14 protein-coding genes are annotated in these 17476 nt (G+C 71.4%); 6 read left to right on the top strand and 8 right to left on the bottom strand.

Annotated features, from left to right (window positions below):
* Positions 1 to 5: 5 nt before the first annotated feature.
* Entirely contained in the window at positions 6 to 995 is a 990-nt protein-coding gene (cysK, locus tag ABS78_RS03055) for a cysteine synthase A (protein WP_293374759.1), read from the bottom strand.
* A gap of 107 nt (positions 996 to 1102) precedes the next feature.
* Positions 1103 to 2212, bottom strand: a complete 1110-nt coding sequence (gene dcm / locus ABS78_RS03050; protein WP_293374757.1) for a DNA (cytosine-5-)-methyltransferase — start codon at positions 2210 to 2212, stop codon at positions 1103 to 1105.
* Positions 2213 to 2422: 210 nt separating this feature from the next.
* On the opposite strand from dcm, the gene ABS78_RS03045 reads away from it, so the two are divergent.
* The 4 genes from ABS78_RS03045 to recQ all read left to right on the top strand — a co-directional run bounded on the left by ABS78_RS03045 (position 2423) and on the right by recQ (position 7557).
* Positions 2423 to 2899: a hypothetical protein gene (locus tag ABS78_RS03045; protein ID WP_293374755.1), complete on the top strand. Its 477-nt coding sequence runs from the start codon at positions 2423 to 2425 to the stop codon at positions 2897 to 2899.
* Between the two features lie 132 nt (positions 2900 to 3031).
* The gene (locus ABS78_RS03040) at positions 3032 to 4783 is read left to right on the top strand and encodes an amidohydrolase family protein (protein ID WP_293374753.1); all 1752 of its coding nucleotides are present in this window, start codon (positions 3032 to 3034) and stop codon (positions 4781 to 4783) included.
* 4 nt (positions 4784 to 4787) lie between these two features.
* Positions 4788 to 5543, top strand: a complete 756-nt coding sequence (locus ABS78_RS03035) for an enoyl-CoA hydratase/isomerase family protein (protein ID WP_293374751.1) — start codon at positions 4788 to 4790, stop codon at positions 5541 to 5543.
* Positions 5544 to 5685: 142 nt separating this feature from the next.
* On the top strand, positions 5686 to 7557 hold the full coding sequence (recQ, locus tag ABS78_RS03030; protein WP_293374749.1) for a DNA helicase RecQ: 1872 nt from the start codon (positions 5686 to 5688) through the stop codon (positions 7555 to 7557).
* A 61-nt stretch (positions 7558 to 7618) separates the two neighbouring features.
* On the opposite strand, the gene ABS78_RS03025 is transcribed toward recQ, so the two are convergent.
* Positions 7619 to 8101 (bottom strand): PEPxxWA-CTERM sorting domain-containing protein, encoded by a 483-nt coding sequence (locus ABS78_RS03025; protein WP_293374747.1) that lies wholly within the window; start codon positions 8099 to 8101, stop codon positions 7619 to 7621.
* 217 nt (positions 8102 to 8318) lie between these two features.
* Positions 8319 to 10769: a DNA topoisomerase (ATP-hydrolyzing) subunit B gene (gene gyrB / locus ABS78_RS03020; protein WP_293374745.1), complete on the bottom strand. Its 2451-nt coding sequence runs from the start codon at positions 10767 to 10769 to the stop codon at positions 8319 to 8321.
* Between the two features lie 174 nt (positions 10770 to 10943).
* Here gyrB and ABS78_RS03015 point away from each other — a divergent pair, with 174 nt between their 5' ends.
* The gene (locus ABS78_RS03015) at positions 10944 to 12530 is read left to right on the top strand and encodes an energy transducer TonB (RefSeq protein WP_293374743.1); all 1587 of its coding nucleotides are present in this window, start codon (positions 10944 to 10946) and stop codon (positions 12528 to 12530) included.
* A 135-nt stretch (positions 12531 to 12665) separates the two neighbouring features.
* Positions 12666 to 13157: a cyclic nucleotide-binding domain-containing protein gene (locus ABS78_RS03010; protein WP_293374742.1), complete on the top strand. Its 492-nt coding sequence runs from the start codon at positions 12666 to 12668 to the stop codon at positions 13155 to 13157.
* On the opposite strand, the gene ABS78_RS03005 is transcribed toward ABS78_RS03010, so the two are convergent.
* From ABS78_RS03005 to ABS78_RS02990, 4 genes are all read right to left on the bottom strand, one after another.
* The gene (locus tag ABS78_RS03005) at positions 13126 to 13950 is read right to left on the bottom strand and encodes a metallophosphoesterase (RefSeq protein ID WP_293374740.1); all 825 of its coding nucleotides are present in this window, start codon (positions 13948 to 13950) and stop codon (positions 13126 to 13128) included. The two genes, ABS78_RS03010 and ABS78_RS03005, sit on opposite strands and share 32 nt — an antisense overlap.
* 51 nt (positions 13951 to 14001) lie before the next feature.
* Positions 14002 to 15192, bottom strand: coding sequence for a DNA replication/repair protein RecF (gene recF / locus ABS78_RS03000; RefSeq protein ID WP_293374738.1), 1191 nt, complete (start codon positions 15190 to 15192; stop codon positions 14002 to 14004).
* 141 nt (positions 15193 to 15333) lie between these two features.
* Entirely contained in the window at positions 15334 to 17154 is a 1821-nt protein-coding gene (locus ABS78_RS02995; RefSeq protein WP_293374736.1) for an MHYT domain-containing protein, read from the bottom strand.
* Positions 17106 to 17378, bottom strand: a complete 273-nt coding sequence (locus ABS78_RS02990; protein ID WP_293374734.1) for a hypothetical protein — start codon at positions 17376 to 17378, stop codon at positions 17106 to 17108. Before ABS78_RS02990 ends, ABS78_RS02995 begins: the two co-directional genes overlap by 49 nt.
* Positions 17379 to 17476: the final 98 nt, after the last annotated feature.

Here is a 17476-nt window from a genome sequence, read left to right as displayed (position 1 = left end):
CCGGATCACAGCCCGTCGAACAGGGCGGTGGAGATGTAGCGCTCGGCGAAGCTCGGGATGATGGCCACGATCAGCTTGCCGGCCATGTCGTCGCGGCTGGCGAGATCGAAGGCGGCGGTCAGGGCGGCGCCCGACGAGATGCCCACCGGGATGCCCTCTTCCTTCGCCACCCGCCGCGCCATGGCGAACGCGTCGTCGTTGCTGACCTGGATGATCTCGTCCATCACGCCGCGATCCAGGATCGAAGGGACGAACCCCGCGCCGATCCCCTGGATCTTGTGCGGCGAGGGCGAACCGCCCGACAGCACGGGCGAAGCGGTCGGTTCGACCGCCACCATCTTCACCGACGGCTTGCGCGCCTTGAGCACCTGGCCGACGCCGGTGATCGTACCGCCCGTGCCGACGCCCGAGATGACCGCGTCCACGCGGCCGTCGGTGTCGTTCCAGATCTCCTCGGCGGTCGAAACCCGGTGGATCAGGGGATTGGCGGCGTTGTCGAACTGCTGCGGCATGACGGCGCCGGGCGTGGCCTCGACGATCTCCTTGGCGCGGGCGACGGCGCCGGCCATGCCCTTCTCGGCCGGCGTCAGCTCCAGGGTCGCGCCCAGGATCAGCAGCATCTTGCGCCGCTCGATCGACATGCTCTCGGGCATGACCAGCGTGATCGGATAGCCCTTGGCCGCCGCCACGAAGGCCAGCGCGATGCCGGTGTTGCCCGAGGTGGGCTCCACGATCCGGCCGCCGGGCTTGAGTTTGCCGGTCGCCTCCAGCCACTCGATCATGGACACGCCGATGCGGTCCTTCACCGAGGCCAGCGGGTTGAAGAATTCGAGCTTGGCCACGACCTCGGCCTTGGGCTTCAGCGCCGCGGTCAGGCGCGGCAGGCGCACCAGCGGGGTGTCGCCGACCAGATCCAGCACGGAATCGTAGATCTTGCCCCGGCCCGAGCGGCTGTAGCGCGCGGCGTCGTAGGCCTTGTCAGGGGTGGAGTCCATCGGAGCGGCCTTCTGTCTGGGCTCGGAAACGTGCGCCGAACCCTAAGCCTTCCGGTGGGGATTGGAAGCCGGGAGACCGTGGCCTTGCCGATAGTTTTTCTGACGCCCTACTCCGCGGCCAGCATCCGGGCGGGATGCAGAAGCGGCTCCAGCAGCTCGCGGGCCAGCCAGCGGACCACGGGCGCGGCCACGCCGTCGCCCGCCACATGGAGGGCCGTGGTGGTGGTGGTCGGCAGGGCGTAGCTGTCGGGAAGCCCCATGAGCCGGGCGGCCTCGCGGGCGGTCAGCAGGCGCGACCGGACCCGGCCGCCCTCGACCACCAGGATCGCCTGGCGCGACGAACCGCCCCGCGGCGTGCGCAGGCAGCCGGCCAGGCCGTCGAAGCGGACCTCGGCCCGCTGGACGCGCCGGCCGGCCTCTACGCGGGTGCGGCGGAAGACGGCGCCTACGGCCCGGCCGTTCACCGCATCGATCCGCGCCCGGTGCAGCGGCCCCATCAGCGAGATCAGCCTTCGCGTCTCGGCCTCCGACCGCCAGGCCACCGCGTCGTCGGGCTCGAGCAGAGACGCAAGGTCGGTGTTGCGGGCGGGCGGCGCGACCAGCCGCCACCACGCCCAGGCCTGCGCGGCCGCATCCGGCAAGCGGGCGTGCGCGGCGCGCACGGCGCGGGTGTGGAAGGGGCTGTCCCCGACCAGGGTCGCCGGGGCCTCACGCGCGGCCACCACGAAGACGCGGGGGCGGGACTGGGGCAGGAAGGCGGCTGCGTCGATCTCCAGCGCGCCGAACCGGTAGCCGCGTCCCGCCAGGGCCGCGCCCAGGGCCGCGAAGTCGGCGCCGCCGTTGGATGTGAGCAGGCCGCTGACATTCTCGATCACGATGGCGCGCGGCGCACGGCCCCCGTCGTCCAGCGCCTCCATCAGCCGCCAGAAGCCGAAGAAGGCCGACGAACGTCCACCCCCCAGGCCCGCCCGGCCGCCGGCGAGGCTGAAGTCCTGGCATGGGCTGGAGGCCCACGCGAGATCGGCGTGGCCCGGCAGGTCGTCCGCCGTCAGGGCCCAGACGTCGCCCTCGCGCAGGTGATGGGCGGCCTCAGGGAAGTTCGCGCGATAGGTCGCCGCCTTCCGGGCGTCGAAATCGTTGGCGAACGCACAGGTCCAGGCCTCGCCCAGGCCCAGCGCGGCCATGCCGCCGCCGGCGAAGAATTCGTAGAAGGTCAACGGCTGCGCCACGACGCAGGACGCTAGTGCGCGTCGCCCCGCCGCGGAAGCCGGCTTCGTCCGGGCCGCCGGCGTCGGAACCGGCGAGACGCCGGCCGGCTTCGCCTTATCAAGGCCCGATAATACCCTCACCCTGCGATGGTCCCTATTCTGTACGCCGCCCGCGTCGCTCTCCCGCGACGGGGTGGCCGTTGTCCCGAAGGAATCCCGATGCACCAATGGACCGATCCGCTGCGCTTCGGCCTCCTTCTCGCCGGCGCCACCCTGGCGCTGGTCGCCTGCCAGCCGCCCGAGGCCGCCGGCGTCGCGCCCGACAGCCAGGCCGCGACCGATGCGTCCCAGGCGGGGGCAGGCGCCGGCATGGACATCAGCCAGCCGATCATGGCGCGGGGAACCGAGCCGTTCTGGGCGATCCGGGTGACCGACGGCCGGATCCTGACCTATTCCGCGCCGGGCGAGACCGACCGGGTCTACCGGGCCGAGGGCGCGACGGTGGCGCCGGGCCGCGCCACCTGGGTGGCGCACGAGCCGGGCGGCGAGCAGCTCACGCTCACCGTCTACGCCAGCGACTGTTCGGACGGCATGAGCGACCTGAACTATCCCTGGGTCGCCGAGGCGGCCCTGCCGAACCGGCGTCTCCACGGCTGCGCCGGCAAGGAAGCCGAAATGCCGCGCGAAGCCGGTTAGCGCCGGACCTCAACCACGTCCGAGGCGCCTCCTCATTACGAACTTCGGACGCGCGGCACCGGACCCGCGCTTGACCGACCCCGCGTCACCGGCGGCTAATGGCCGGAAACAACGACGCGAAGGGAGCGCGCGATGGAAAAGGCCTTCGACGTCGTCGTCCGCGGCGGCACGGTGGTGGACGGCGGGGGCGGCGCGCCCTTCGAGGCCGATGTCGGCGTGAAGGACGGCCGGATCGCCGCCGTGGGCCGCATCGCCGGCGTGGGCGCCGAGGAGATCGACGCCCGGGGCCAGATCGTCACGCCCGGCTTCGTCGACGTCCACACCCACTACGACGGCCAGGCGACGTGGGACGAGCGCATGCAGCCCTCGTCCTGGCACGGCGTGACCACGGTGATCATGGGCAACTGCGGCGTGGGTTTCGCGCCGTGCAGGCCCGACGACCACGACCGGCTGATCCGGCTGATGGAGGGCGTGGAGGACATTCCCTTCCCCGTGCTGTCCGACGGGCTGCCTTGGAACTGGGAGAGCTATCCCGAATACCTCGACAGCCTGGCGCGACGCCGGTTCGACGTGGACGTGGGCAGCCAGCTCCCGCACGCGGCGCTGCGGGTCTACGTCATGGGCCAACGGGGCGTGGACCGGGAGCCGGCCACGGAGGCCGACATCGCGGCGATGGCGGCGCTGGCCAGGCGGGCGATGGAGGCGGGCGCCATCGGCTTCGGCACCTCGCGCACCCTGAACCACCGCAGTTCGGACGGCTCGCCCATCGCCACCCTGACCGCCGGAGAGGACGAGCTGACCGGCATCGCCCTGGGCATGGCGGCGGCCAACAACGGGGCCGGCGGCGGCGTGCTGCAGTTCGTATCGGACTTCCCCGACCCGGCCGAGGAATTCGCCATGATGCGGCGCATCGTGGAAACGTCGGGACGGCCGCTATCGTTCAGCCTGGTCCAGAGCCCCCGGGCGCCCGACAGCTACAAGGCCCTTCTGGGGTATCTCGCCGACGCCGGCGCCGCCGGACTGTCCATGAAGGCCCAGGCCGCGACCCGGCCCGTGGGCGTGCTGTTCGGTCTCGAACTGACCATCAACCCCTTCACCCAGAATCCCTCGTACCAGGCCATCAAGACGCTGCCCCTGGCCGAGCGCGTCGCGCGCCTGCGCGACCCAGAATTCCGCCGGGCGCTGCTCGCGGAGGAGACGGGGGACCGGCGCGGCTTCGCCGGCACGCAGCCGCGGAACTGGGACAAGATGTTCCTGATGGGCGAGGTCCCGGACTACGAACCCACCGCCGACCAGACCGTGGCGGCCGTCGCGGCGCGGGCGGGGCTGGACCCCGCGGAAGTGGCGCTGGACCACATGCTCACCAACGGGGGACGGGGGATGCTGTACCTCCCGTTCCTGAACTACGCCTCCGGCAGCCTCGACCCGGCCTACGAGATGCTGAACCACCCGCAGGTGGTCCCCGGCCTGTCGGACGGCGGCGCGCATGTCGGCATGATCTGCGACGGCAGTTTCCCCACCACCAACCTCGTCCACTGGACGCGGGACCGCGCGCGTGGCCCCCGCCTGCCGCTGGAGCACATGGTCAAGGCCCAGTGCCGCGACACCGCCGAGCTGGTGGGCCTGTACGACCGGGGCCTCGTGGCGCCGGGCTACCGCGCCGACCTCAACGTGATCGACTACGGCCGGCTGAACCTGCGCGCGCCGCAGGTGGCCTATGACCTGCCCGCGGGCGGCCGACGGCTGATCCAGCGGGCCGACGGCTACACGGCGACCCTGGTGGAGGGAAGCATCACCTATCGGGACGGCGAGCCGACCGGGGCCCTTCCGGGCCGGCTGCTCCGCGGGGCGCAGCCCGCGCCTGTGGCCCTTGCGGCGGAGTAGGGACATGACAAACCTGGTCCTGCGCGAGGATCGCGGCGGCGCGGCGATCCTCACCCTCAATCGGCCCGACAAGCTGAACGCCCTGAACGCCGATCTCTTCCGGGAACTGGACGGCCACGTCCGCGCCATCGCCGGCCAGACCGATGCGGTGGGCCTCGTCGTGGTGAGGGGCGCCGGCCGCTGCTTCTCGGCCGGCCACGATCTGTCGGACATCGCCGCGGGCGAGAAGCTGCCCGAGCCGTTCTTCCAGTCGAAGGTGATCGAGCGGCTGGCCGACCTGCCCCAGCCCGTGATCAGCGCCGTCCACGACCACTGCTACACCGGCGCGCTGGAGCTGGCGCTGGCCGGCGACATCGTCTTCGCCGCCGAGGGCGCGCGCTTCGCCGACACCCACGCCAAGTGGGCGCTGACACCGGTCTGGGGACTGTCGCAACGCCTGCCACGCCGGGTCGGGACCTATCGGGCGCGCGAGATGATGCTCACCTGCCGGACGGTGGGGGGCGCCGAGGCGCTGGGCCTGGGCCTCGCCGACTTCTGCGTGCCCGACGCGGAGTTCGACGCCCGCCTGGACGCGCTCGTGGCGCAGATCCTCGCCAATTCCTGGTTCAGCCACCGCGCCAACAAGCGCCTGATCCGAGAGACCGACGGCCTGCCCCTCGGCGCGGGCCTCGCCCACGAGATCTACCGCGGGGAAGGCCGCGGCCCCGACATGGCCGACCGCATCGCCGGCTTCCAGAGCAAGGCCGTGAAGCAGGGGTAGACAACACCGCCGACCCCCGACCCCGACCCCGACCCCCACCCATACGTGGCGGCCGTGGTTGCTTGAAATCCGGGAAGCGTCGCCGCGCATGAGCGCCGCGTTGTGAATGGCGCCGGGCGCCGACGCGCGGCATAGAGACGCCATGAGTTCCGTCGCCGCCGAAACCGCCCCCGCGCCGCTGAACGCCGCGCGGGACATCCTGCGGCGCACCTTCGGCCATACCGATTTCCGGGGCCTCCAGGGGCAGGTGATCGACGAGGTCCTGGCCGGCCGCAACGCCCTGGCCGTGCTGCCGACCGGCGGCGGCAAGAGCCTCTGCTATCAGATCCCGGCCCTCGTGCGGCCCGGCCTGGGGCTGGTGGTCTCGCCGCTGATCGCGCTGATGACCGACCAGGTGGCGGCGCTGGTGCAGTCGGGCGTGGCGGCGGCGCGGCTGGATTCGGCCATCGACCCCGACGAGCGCGCCGAGACCTGGCGGCGGATCGACGCCGGCGAACTGGCGCTGCTCTACGTCTCGCCCGAAGGGCTGATGCAGCCCTGGATGCTGGAGCGGCTGTCGCGCCTCAGCCTGTCGCTGATCGCCATCGACGAGGCGCACTGCGTCAGCCAGTGGGGCCACGACTTCCGGCCCGAGTACCGGATGCTGGGGCGGCTGGCCGAGCTGTTCCCGGGCGTGCCGCGCCTGGCGGTGACCGCGACGGCCGACGCCCGCACGCGCGAGGACATCCGCGCCGAACTGCGGCTAGAGGGCGCGGCCGAGTTCGTGGCCAGCTTCGCCCGCCCCGAGTTGATCCTGTCGGCCGAGCGCAAGCGGGGCACGGCCGAGAAGCGGGTGGTGGAGCTGGTGACGGCGCGGCCCGGCCGGTCGGGCGTGGTCTACGCCGGGTCTCGCGAGAAAACCGAGCGGCTGGCGGAAGCGCTACGTGGGGCCGGCGTTCCTGCGCTGGCCTACCACGCCGGCCTGGACAAGACCGTCCGCGCCCGGCGGCTGGAGGAATTCCTCGAGGCCGACGCGGCGGTGATGGTGGCGACCATCGCGTTCGGCATGGGTGTGGACAAGCCCGACGTCCGCTTCGTGATCCACGCCGACCCGCCCGCCGCGATCGAGGCGTACTGGCAGGAGGTGGGCCGCGCCGGCCGCGACGGCGAACCGGCCGAGGGGATCACGCTCTACGGCGCCCCCGACATGGCCTGGGCGCTGCGCCGGCTGAACGAGCGCGAGGTGGACGAAGGCGTCAAGCAGGTCCAGGCGCGAAAGGTGCGCCAGCTCTACGCCATGCTGGACGGGGTGGCGTGCCGCGCCGCCGCCGTGCGCCGGTACTTCGGCGAGGCCGAGGTCGAGCCGTGCGGCCAGTGCGACCTGTGCGCCGGCGACGTGGAGACCGTCGACGTGACCGTGGCTGCTCAGAAGGCCCTCAGCGCCGCGCATCGCCTGGGCGGGCGCTTCGGGCGCGGGCGGCTGGTGGATCACCTGCTGGGTCGCACAAAGGACGTCAGCGACTGGGAATCCGGGCTTTCGACCTGGGGGATCGGCGCCGAGCTTTCGGCCAACCAGTGGAAGGACCTGGCCGAACAACTCGTGTTCGAGGGCCTGCTGCGCGAAGACCCCAACGACGGCCGCCCGCTGGTGGGGCCGGGCGATCCCGAGGCGGTTCGGGCCGTCTTCCGCGGCGACCGCACTGTGTCGATGCGCAAGCCGGCGGAAGGCGCCTCCGGGGGCGGCGGGTCTGGGGGCGGCGCGGGCGACCGCTCGCGGCGCAAGGGGCGCGAGGCCACCGTCGTCGGGCCGGCCGACCGGGCGCTGTTCGAAGCGCTGCGCGCCTGGCGAGCGGCCGAGGCCAAGGCCCAGCATGTGCCGCCCTACGTCATCTTCCACGACCGGACCCTGGCCGAGATCGCCGCCGCCCGCCCGGGCTCTCGCGGCGCCCTCGCCCGCCTCAACGGTGTTGGCGAGGCCAAGCTGGCGCACTATGGCGAGGCCGTGCTCGAGGTCGTGTCGGGCTTCGCCGGCTGAGCGGTCGGCGCTTCGCAGCGAAGCGAATAGGGCCGCGCGGCCGAACGGCCACGCCTCGCCGTCAGGCGGTCGCGGGGCGCCGGCGACGAAGGACCGCGCCCGTCAGACCCAGGCCGCCGATCATCAGGGCCCAGGTCGCCGGCTCGGGGATACCGGGCCCCACATCGCGCTCGGCGAAGGCGTAGTTCACGAAGCGATCCTGCTCGTCGACCAGCTCCGGGTCGTAGACATAGGCCGACAGGTCGAAGCCCGCCGCGTTGCTGACGTCATGGCCGGCGATGGACGTAATCCCCGGGAAGCCCAGCACGGCGTACCAGGCGAGCGCGTTCGCCGAGTTGTCCACCGTCGAGATCACATAGTCCTCGGGCGCGCCGCCGAAGAGCTGCGCGGCCACCTGCTGCGCCGACATCGGCGTCGCCAGATCGAGGGTCGGGCCGTTGTTCAGTCCCCAGCTTCCGACGAGCACCAGGGCGGCCTGGGCTGCGCCCGCAGCGGCGAGGGCGGCGCCGGCGGTGACGGCGGCGAGGACGTTTCGAAGCTTCATGGACCCAACCCTTTGAGACAGCGCGCGAATCACTTCGGCGCACGGACTATCAGAGTTTCCGAACCGTGAACGTCCGCCTAACGAACACACCCACGGGTTGAATCTAAAATACCCGCGGAAATAGCAACGCCGCCCGCCAGAGAGGAGCGGCGCGCAGATACCGAACCCGGATGGTCAGGCGAAGGCGGCGCAGCGCCGTTTTCGCCAGGCCGAAGCCTCACACGTCCACCTCGGCGTCCAGGGCGTTCTCCTGGATGAATTCGCGGCGCGGCTCGACCAGGTCGCCCATCAGGCGGGTGAACATGTCGTCGGCGTCGTCGGCGTGGTTCACCCTGACCTGAAGCAGGGTGCGCGCATCGACGTCCAGAGTCGTTTCCCAGAGCTGTTCGGCGTTCATCTCGCCCAGTCCCTTGTAGCGCTGGATCGACAGCCCCCGCCGGCCGTTGTCCATCACGGCGTTCACGAGATCCAGCGGTCCTCGGACGGTCGAAATGCGGTCGCGACGGGTGAAGGTCCCGACGCCCGAGAACAGCTGCGCCAGCTCCTTGGAGCGTTCCGCCAGCCGCCGCGCGTCGGCGGCGTGCAGCAGCAGGTCGTCCAGCACCACCCGCTCGGAGACGCCGCGGCGCACGCGGCTGAAGGCGTAGCCCCCGCCGGCCGCCGCCTCGCCCGACCAGGGTCCGTCGCCCTCCTCGGCGTAGAGGTTGAGGCGGACGGCCGCCGCGGCCGGATCGCCGGACTCGCCCAGCAGGCCGGCCAGGGCCGCCTGTTCGATGGCGAACGCGGGCGCGCGCGCGGCCAGCCGCTCGATATTGGCCTTGGCCCCGCGCGAATTCTGGACCAGCGCCAGCAGGTCCTGACCCGTCAGCCGCTCGCCCGACGGCAGGTCGAGGGTCGCCCCGTCGACGCCCTCGTCCATCAGATAGACCTCAAGTTCGGCGTCGTCCTTGAGGTAGCGCACCGACTTGCCTTTCGCCGCCTTATAGAGCGGCGGCTGGGCGATATAGAGATACCCCTTCTCGATCACCTCGGGCATCTGCCGGTAGAAGAAGGTGAGCAGCAGGGTCCGGATGTGGGCGCCGTCGACGTCGGCGTCGGTCATGATGACGATCTTGTGGTAGCGCAGCTTCTCGATGTTGAAGTCGTCGCGCCCGATGCCGGCGCCCAGGGCGGTGATCAGCGTCCCCACCTGGTCCGACGACAGCATCTTGTCGAACCGCGCCCGCTCGACGTTCAGGATCTTGCCGCGCAGGGGCAGGATGGCCTGGTTCTCGCGGTTGCGCGCCTGCTTGGCCGAGCCGCCGGCCGAGTCGCCCTCCACCAGGAAGATCTCGGACTTGGCCGGGTCCTTCTCGGAACAGTCGGCCAGCTTGCCGGGCAGCGAGGTGATGTCCAGGGCAGACTTGCGGCGCGTCAGCTCGCGGGCCTTGCGCGCGGCCTCGCGGGCGGCGGCGGCCTCGGCGATCTTCTGGACGATCATCTTGGCTTCGTTCGGGTGCTCCTCGAACCAGGTGGCCAGGCCGTCGCTCACCAGGCCCTCGACCGCGGGACGCACCTCCGAGCTGACCAGCTTGTCCTTGGTCTGCGACGAGAACTTCGGATCGGGCACCTTCACCGACAGCACGCAGGTCAGGCCCTCGCGCGCGTCCTCGCCCGAGACGCTCACCTTCTCGCGCTTGGCCGCGCCCGAGCTCTCGGCATAGCCGGTGATGATCCGCGTCAGCGCCGAGCGGAACGCCGCCAGGTGGGTGCCGCCGTCCCGCTGGGGGATGTTGTTCGTGAAGCAGAGGACGTTCTCGTGGTAGCCGTCGTTCCACCACAGCGAGAGGTCCACCTCGACCGTGTCCCGACGCCCGCGGATCACCACCGGCGTCTTCAGGAGGGGGGTCTTGGCCTTGTCGAGATGGCGCACGAACGCCTCGATGCCGCCCTCGTAGCTCATCACCTCCTCGAACGGCTCGGCGCCGCGGTGGTCCTTGAGCCAGATGGTCACACCCGAGTTCAGGAACGCCAGCTCGCGCAGCCGGTGCTCCAGCGTCTTCAGGTCGAACTCGATGAAACGGAAAGTGTCGGTCGACGGCAGGAACGTGACCTCGGTGCCGGTCAGGAACTCGCCGTTCTCGCGCTTGGGCGCCGTGCCGGTGATGGCCAGCGGCGAGACCGCGTCGCCGCGCCGGAACTCCATCTCGTGGGTCAGGCCGCCGCGGTGGATCTTCAGCCGCAGGAAGTCGGACAGCGCGTTCACCACCGACACGCCCACGCCGTGGAGGCCGCCCGAGACCTTGTAGCTGTTCTGGTCGAACTTCCCGCCCGCATGGAGCTGGGTCATGATGACCTCGGCCGCCGAGACGCCCTCGCCCTCGTGGATGTCGGTGGGGATGCCGCGGCCGTCGTCGGTGACGGTGCACGACCCGTCGGCGTTCAGGATCACCTCCACGCGGGTGGCGTAGTCGGCCAGCGCCTCGTCGATGGCGTTGTCCACCACCTCGTAGACCATGTGGTGCAGGCCCGAGCCGTCGTCGGTGTCGCCGATGTACATGCCCGGCCGCTTGCGCACCGCGTCCAGGCCCTTCAGCACCTTGATCGAGTCCGCGCCGTACTCGGCGGAGCCGTTGGTTTCCGGACCCTGGGTTTCCGGGGCTTCCGGCGTCGCGTTGTCTTCGCTCATCTCGTATCCAGCTTCGGCGCTTCCCGCGGGGGTTGGCCCCTCGGAAGTTGAGCGGTGTCGCCCCGGCGCCCTATGGTGGCGGCCGCGCGCTTCGCGCGGAGCCTGCATTGAGGTTCCATATATAGGGTTCGGGGCTGATTCTGCACGCCATTCGGCGTCGCGGGCGGGGGGAAGATGAGGCGAGCCAGCGTCCTGTGCGCGGCCTGGGCGATCCTGGCCGCAACACCAGCGGCAGGTTGGGCCGCGGAACCGGTCGTCACCAATCCGGACTGGCTGCGACGCCCCTCGATGGAGGACGTGCAGAAGCACTATCCCAAGATCGCCGCCGCGCTGGACATCCCGGGCTACGCGGTCCTCAGTTGTACGGTCGATCTCGATGGCCGGCTGCCGGACTGCCGCGCCGTGGACGAGACGCCAAAGGCGCTGGGCTTTGGCGACGCGGCCATCGAGATGAGCCGCTCGTTTCGGATGCGCCCCAAGACGGTGGACGGCCGGGCGGTCGCCGACGGAACCGTGCGTATCCCCATCCGCTTCACGCTGCCGGCCGACGATGACAGTTGGGCGCCTCCCCAACCCGCCCCATCTCCCGTCACGATGGCGCAGGCGCTGCACCTGGTCGACACGATGGACCTGATCGGCCAGCACATCCGCCATGTGACCGAGGACTGGGTCAAGGAAGACGGGGTCAAGACGCCGGAAGCCACCCGCAAGGCGGCCATCGAGGCCCTGACGGCCGCGGTTCATGCCCGAAAGGACGCGACCCGCGAGATACTGGCCCAGGCGGCGGCCTCCGTCTTCGACGCGCAGGAACTCGCCGACATCGCGAACTATCAGGTCGTGGACCGTCGCTATGCCGACGCCCACAAGCTCTGGGACGAATACCAGAAGACCGTTTCCCTCGCCTTCTGGCCCAAGGCGGGCGACATGGCGCGGCCCGCCTTCTGTGCGGCGACCAATTGCACGCCCCTGTCGCCACTCACGCCCCCCGTCGGCCAGGGCTGGCTGACGGAACCGCGGTGGATCGAGACGCCGGACGAGGCGAGTCTGAGGCTCAGAGCGCCTCTACTGGCCAGGAACCTGGGCGTCGAGGGCGCTGCGCGGCTGGTCTGCGAGATCGGGGCCGATGGGCGGCTGCGCGGCTGTGCGATCGAAGCCGAAGCGCCCGTGGGCCTCGGTTTCGGTCGGGCCGGTATGAGGGCCGCCTCCGAGTACACCCTGGACGTGGCGCAACTCACCGACGCGGTGGGCAAGAAGGTGCGCATTCAGGTCGTATTCCCGCCACAGAAGGTCCGGCCCACCACAGCGCCGCCGCCTGAGGCGTCGGCGCGCCTCATCGAACTGGCCGAGGCCATCACGGGCACATCCGAGGGTCTTTCATTGACGCGCCGGAGTGTGGAGCTCGCGCTGCTCGAAATGGAGGCCCGGCCAGGACCCGGCAGCGACCCGAAGGTCGTCGCCGCCGGCATCTCCGCGCTCCGAGCCGCGAGCCCCGCAGCCATCGCCTGGACACATGCCGAGGGCGTCTCGGTGCTGACCCGCATCTATGACGAGGCGTATCTGGAGGAGACCTTCAAGTATCATCGTTCCGCAGGGAAACTCGCTTTCGACGCCCGAAGCGAAGAGCTGAGGGAAACCTTGGAGAAGGCGACCAAGTATGCCGCGCAGCTGATGACCGCAGACGCCCGCGCCCAGTACTGCAGGACCCAGGACTGCACACCCCCACCGACCCCACGCAACCCTGCATCTACCGCGCCGCCGTGAGCGTCGGTTCGACGGGCATCACCCCTGAGTGAACGTGGCGTCGCCGGCGCCCAATTGCTGACCAGCCGGCCGGCGTCGGGCGCACGACCCCCGAATTCCCGCGCCGGGCGGCCAGCGGCCCGCTAGCGTCGGCATATGGCGGCCCCTCCATCGCCCTCCCTGCTCGACGTCTGCCGCGACCTGCCCGTCGCGACCTTCGCCGATGGCGAGGCGCTGCTGCCCGAGGGCGAGACGACCGGGCGGCTCTACGTGCTGGTCGAGGGTGTGGTCGAGGTGGCCAAGGGCGAGCACCGCATCGACACCGTCGCCGAACCCGGCGCCGTCTTCGGCGAGATGTCGGTGCTGCTGGAGGCGCCGCACATGGCCACCGTGCGCGCCCTGGGGCCGGTCCGCGCCCATGTGAGCGAGGACGGCGCCAGCTTCATCCGGGCGCATCCGCACATCGCCTTCCACCTGGCCCGCGTCATCGCCCGGCGGCTGAACGGGGTGACCGCCTATCTCGTCGACCTCAAGACCCAGTTCGAGGCGGAGGCCGGCCACCTCGGCTTCGTGGACGAGATCCTGGAATGCCTGCTCCACCAGCCGCTCGACGCGTTCACGCCGGGATCGGATCGCGATCCCGGATAGGCCCGCGGCCCCAGTCCGCCAGCCACTCGGGCGGCGCGTCCAACGACTCCAGGGGCCGGAGCAGCGGCCGGTCCAGGCGCACCGCCTCGGTTCCGGCCAGCGAGAACCAGGCGGCGGCGCGAGCCTGGGTGTCGATCACGATGTGCGGCGGGACGGGGCCGATCTGGCGACCGCAGTTGAACACCCAGGTGTCGCCGATCCGGTCGACCCACGAGCCCTCGGGCCGAAACGGCGCCTGGTGGATGTGTCCGGCCAGCACCATGTCGGGGCGGTAGGCGTCGATCCAGGCCGACAGCTCGCCGTCGCCCCAGTCGCGCCGCCCGTCCCAGCTCGTCGGCGAGCCTTCGGGCGGGGCGTGGTAGACCCAGATCCAGCGGCCCGCTTCCGGTCGCCGCGCCGCGTCCCGCGCCAGTTGCGCGCCCACCGCCTCGCGCGAGAGGGGGCCGTCCCACCAGGGACAGACCGTCAGCAGCGTGTCCCCGATCTCCACGGCGTCGCCGTCCGCCGCGATCCCCATCCGCCGGACCCAGTCCATCCACGAGGCCACCCGCTCGCCCTGGCCGTTGCGCCGGTCGAGGTCGTGGTTGCCCGACGACACGATCAGGCGCGTCGCCCGGGCTATCCGCTGGAGGTGTTTCAGGATCACCACCACCTGGATCGAGCCGTCCAGGGGGCTGGAAATGTCCAGATGGTCGCCCGCGATCACCACCACGTCGAAGTCCGGCGCGGCGGTCAGCGTCCAGTCGTACTGCTTCAGGGCGTAGTGCAGGTCCGAGACCAGCAGGATCCTCATCGCGCCCTCCCCCCGACACCGTCCGGTTCGTTGCGACGAGGGAGCGCCGCTTCACCCGACGGGGGCAACCCCGGACGGCTCGACGCGGAAGCCCTGGGCGCGACCTGCCAAAGCTTCGAACAGCATCTCGTCGGTTCCGGTCAGGAAGGCCTGGAGGCCCAGGGCCTCGATCTCGTCGAACAGGGCCGCGCGGCGCCGGGCGTCCAGGTGGGCGGCCACCTCGTCCAGCAACAGGAGCGGCGCGGGCGCGTTGGCGGCGCGGGCCAGGCGGGCGGCCTGGGCCAGCACGAGGTTGAGGATCAGGGCCTTCTGCTCGCCGGTGGAGCACTCGGAGGCCGGGCGGTCCTTCTCCAGGTGGATCACCGAGAGGTCGCCCCGGTGCGGCCCGGTCAGCGCCCGGCCGGCCGCGGCGTCGCGCTCGCGCGCCTGCCGCAGCGCCCGCGCCAGCCGCGCCTCGATCTCGGCGAAGTCCACGCCCTCGCCGGCCATCCGCTCCCAGTCGCCGGCCAGCGCCAGCCGCGCCTGGGGAAAGGGCCGGTCGCCCCGGGTGGCGATCTCGGCCGACAGCGCCGCCAGCGTACGGGCGCGGGCCTCGGCCATCAGCGTTCCGGCCTCGGCCAGCCGGGCCTCTAGCGCGTCCAGCCAGGCGGCGTCGGCCGGGCCGTCGGTGAGCAGCCGCATCCGCTCGCGCATCGCCTTCTCATAGGCCTGGACGTGGGCCGCGTGCGCCGGCTCGGCGGCGAACACCAGCCGGTCGAAGAAGCGGCGCCGGTCCGCCGCGCCCTCCAGGAACAGCCGGTCCTGGGCCGGGGTCAGCCAGACCTGGCGGACGTGCTCGGCCAGCCGGCCGGGCGGGACGGGCTCGCCCTCCACCCGCACCACACGACGCGCGGCGCCGGCCTGCTCCACGCCGGTGCCCAGGCGCGTCTCGCTCCCCGCCCCAGCGTCTGGCCCGGTCTCTGGTCCGGCTTCCGGCCCGCGCATCGTCACCGCCACCGCCCAGGCGCGGCCCTGCCGCTCGCCGGACAGTCGGCGGCCCACCTCGGCCAGGGCCGAGCCGCGCAGCCCCCGGCCGGGGATCAGGAAGCTCACCGCCTCCAGGATGTTGGTCTTGCCCGCCCCGTTCGGCCCCGCCAGCCACACGGGCCGCCCGTCCAGCGCCAGTTCCGCGCGATCGTAAGACCGGAAGTCGGTCAGGCTGAGGCGGGTCAGGCAGGAACGGATGGGGGCCGCGGCGGTCACCGCCCGGTCTTAGCCGGTTTCGCAAGACCGCCCCAAGGGCTCCTCGCGCGCCGTCGGGATTTGGTCCAGGCCACTGAAGCCCCGAAAGCGGCAGGGCGCGAAACGCCCCCCAACCTCCAGGCGCGGGTCGGGAACGCCTCTTCAGCCCGCCTTCGCAGCCGTGCGCCAGTCGGCGGCCTCCGCACCGGGCGGCTGGATCGCGCCGCGGATGGCGTCCACCAGCGCCTCGATGTTGAGCGGCTTGGTGAGATAGTCGTGGAACCCCGACGTCCGCCCGCGGGTGAGCGTTTCGGTCAGGACGTTGGCCGAAAGTGCGATCACGGGGATGCCCCGCGTCGCAGGGTCGGCGTCCAGCCGCGCCTTGACCTCGAAGCCGTCCATGTCCGGAAGGTTGATGTCGAGCAGGATGACGTCGGGCCTGAGCTGCGCGGCGGCCTGCAGGCCGACGAGGGGATGTTCGGCGACGTGGAGTTCGAGCGCGCCCAGCGCCTCGAAGACGTGCTGCATGAGGCGGATGTTCGAGGGATTGTCCTCGATGTAGAGCGCGACGGCCCGCGGCAGGTCCTGCGCCGGGTTCTCGCGCACCGCGATCTCGGCCGTGGCGAGCTCGGCCACGGCGGCGGCGGGCAGCCGGACGGTGAACGCCGAGCCCTCGCGCTCCACGCTTTCCACCTCGAGGACGCCATCCATCGCCTCGACCAGCCTCTTGGTCAGGGCCAGGCCCAGGCCCGCGCCCTCCACGGCGAGGGTCTCCCGCCCCAGGCGGTTGAAGGGCTCGAAGAGCGACGCGAGCCGTTCGGCCGGCAGGCCCAGCCCGGTATCGCGGACCGTGAGCCGCACGGACGCCCCCAGGGCGTCGATCTCCACCGACACCGAACCGCCCGGCCGATTGTACTTGATGGCGTTGGACACGAGGTTGGCGAGGATCTGCTTGAACTTCAGGGGATCGGCGCGGACGGCCAGGCCGCCGCCGGCGTCGGGACCCGACAGCGTGACGCCCGCGCGCTCGGCCTGGAGGCGGAATGTTCCAAGGAGATCTTGCACGGCGGCGTGCGGGTCCAGCGCTTCCAGCGACACATCCAGGTGGCCGCTTTCGATCTTGGCGAAGTCCAGGACTTCCTCGATCAGCGCCAGGAGGTGGCGGCCCGACCGGCCGATCTGCTCCACGGCGTCGGCCTGGGCGACGCTCAGCGTCTCTTCGCCCCGGCGCATCTGGAGGATCTGGGCGAATCCGATGACGGCGTTCAGCGGGGTCCTCAGTTCATGGCTCATGTTGGCGAGGAAGTCGGATTTCGACCGGTTCGCCTGTTCGGCGCTCCGGCGCTGCTCGTCCAGCGCGACCAGCGCGCCGGTGAGTTCGACGGTGCGCGCCTCGACCTTGGCTTCGAGGGTCTCGTTCAACGCCCGCAGCCGCCCGGCCTCGCTCACCGACCGCGCCTCCAGCCGGCGGTCGAACCAGGCGCAGGTCAGGCTGAACAGCAGGATGACCGCCAGGCTGGCGGCGATGCTGGCGGCCAGAAGCTGGCTCGACACCAGCCCCGCGACGTAGGCCTCCTCGGCTAGCGGGCCAGGCACGAGCACGGTGGCCGCCATGCCCGTGAAGTGCATCCCCGAAATCGCCAGCGCCATGACCAGGGCGGCGGCGGCGCGCTGAAGCGCCGTATGCAGATTGACGGCGAGCCACAGGGCCGCGCCGGCCGCCGCCACGGCGATGACGACCGAAAGGCCGAACAGGCCCGGCCTATAGTAGGTTTCGCCCGGGAAGCGCATCGCGTCCATCCCGATGTAGTGCATCACCACCACCGAAAGCCCGACCAGCGCGCCGCTGCCGGCGATCCGCCGCAGCGAGCCGTCGCCCAGGGTGTGCAGGCCGACCGCGACGCCTGCGACGGCGATCAGGCCGGACAGGATCGTCAGGCCCGGGTCGTAGGCGATCTCCAGCGAGGTCCGGTAGGCCAGCATGGGATGAAGTGCATGGACCAGACCCCCCCGCCCAGCACAAGGGCGGCGCACAGGTGCCAGAACGGCCGCGCCGCGCCGCCCGAACGGCGCAGCCGCTCGGTCGTGTCGAGGGCGGCGTATGAGGCTATGGCCGCGGCGACATAGGCCACCGCCACCAGGGCGGCGTCATGGTGGGTGTCGACACCGACGGCTGCGTTGTCGAAGCACAGGCCGAGGATTTCCAAGAGACGCCCCTGAGAACGATTATCGTCTTGGTTGTGATCGTAATGGACGCTCGTATAGCAAGCGTTACCGCCGGCGATCGGCGCGGAGGGGGCCCAGG

Origin of the sequence: Phenylobacterium sp. SCN 70-31 (assembly GCF_001724605.1) — a bacterium.
Classification (GTDB): Bacteria; Pseudomonadota; Alphaproteobacteria; order Caulobacterales; family Caulobacteraceae; genus Phenylobacterium.
The sequence above is the reverse complement of the archived record's forward strand: the minus strand, read 5'-3'. Positions and strand labels throughout refer to the sequence as shown.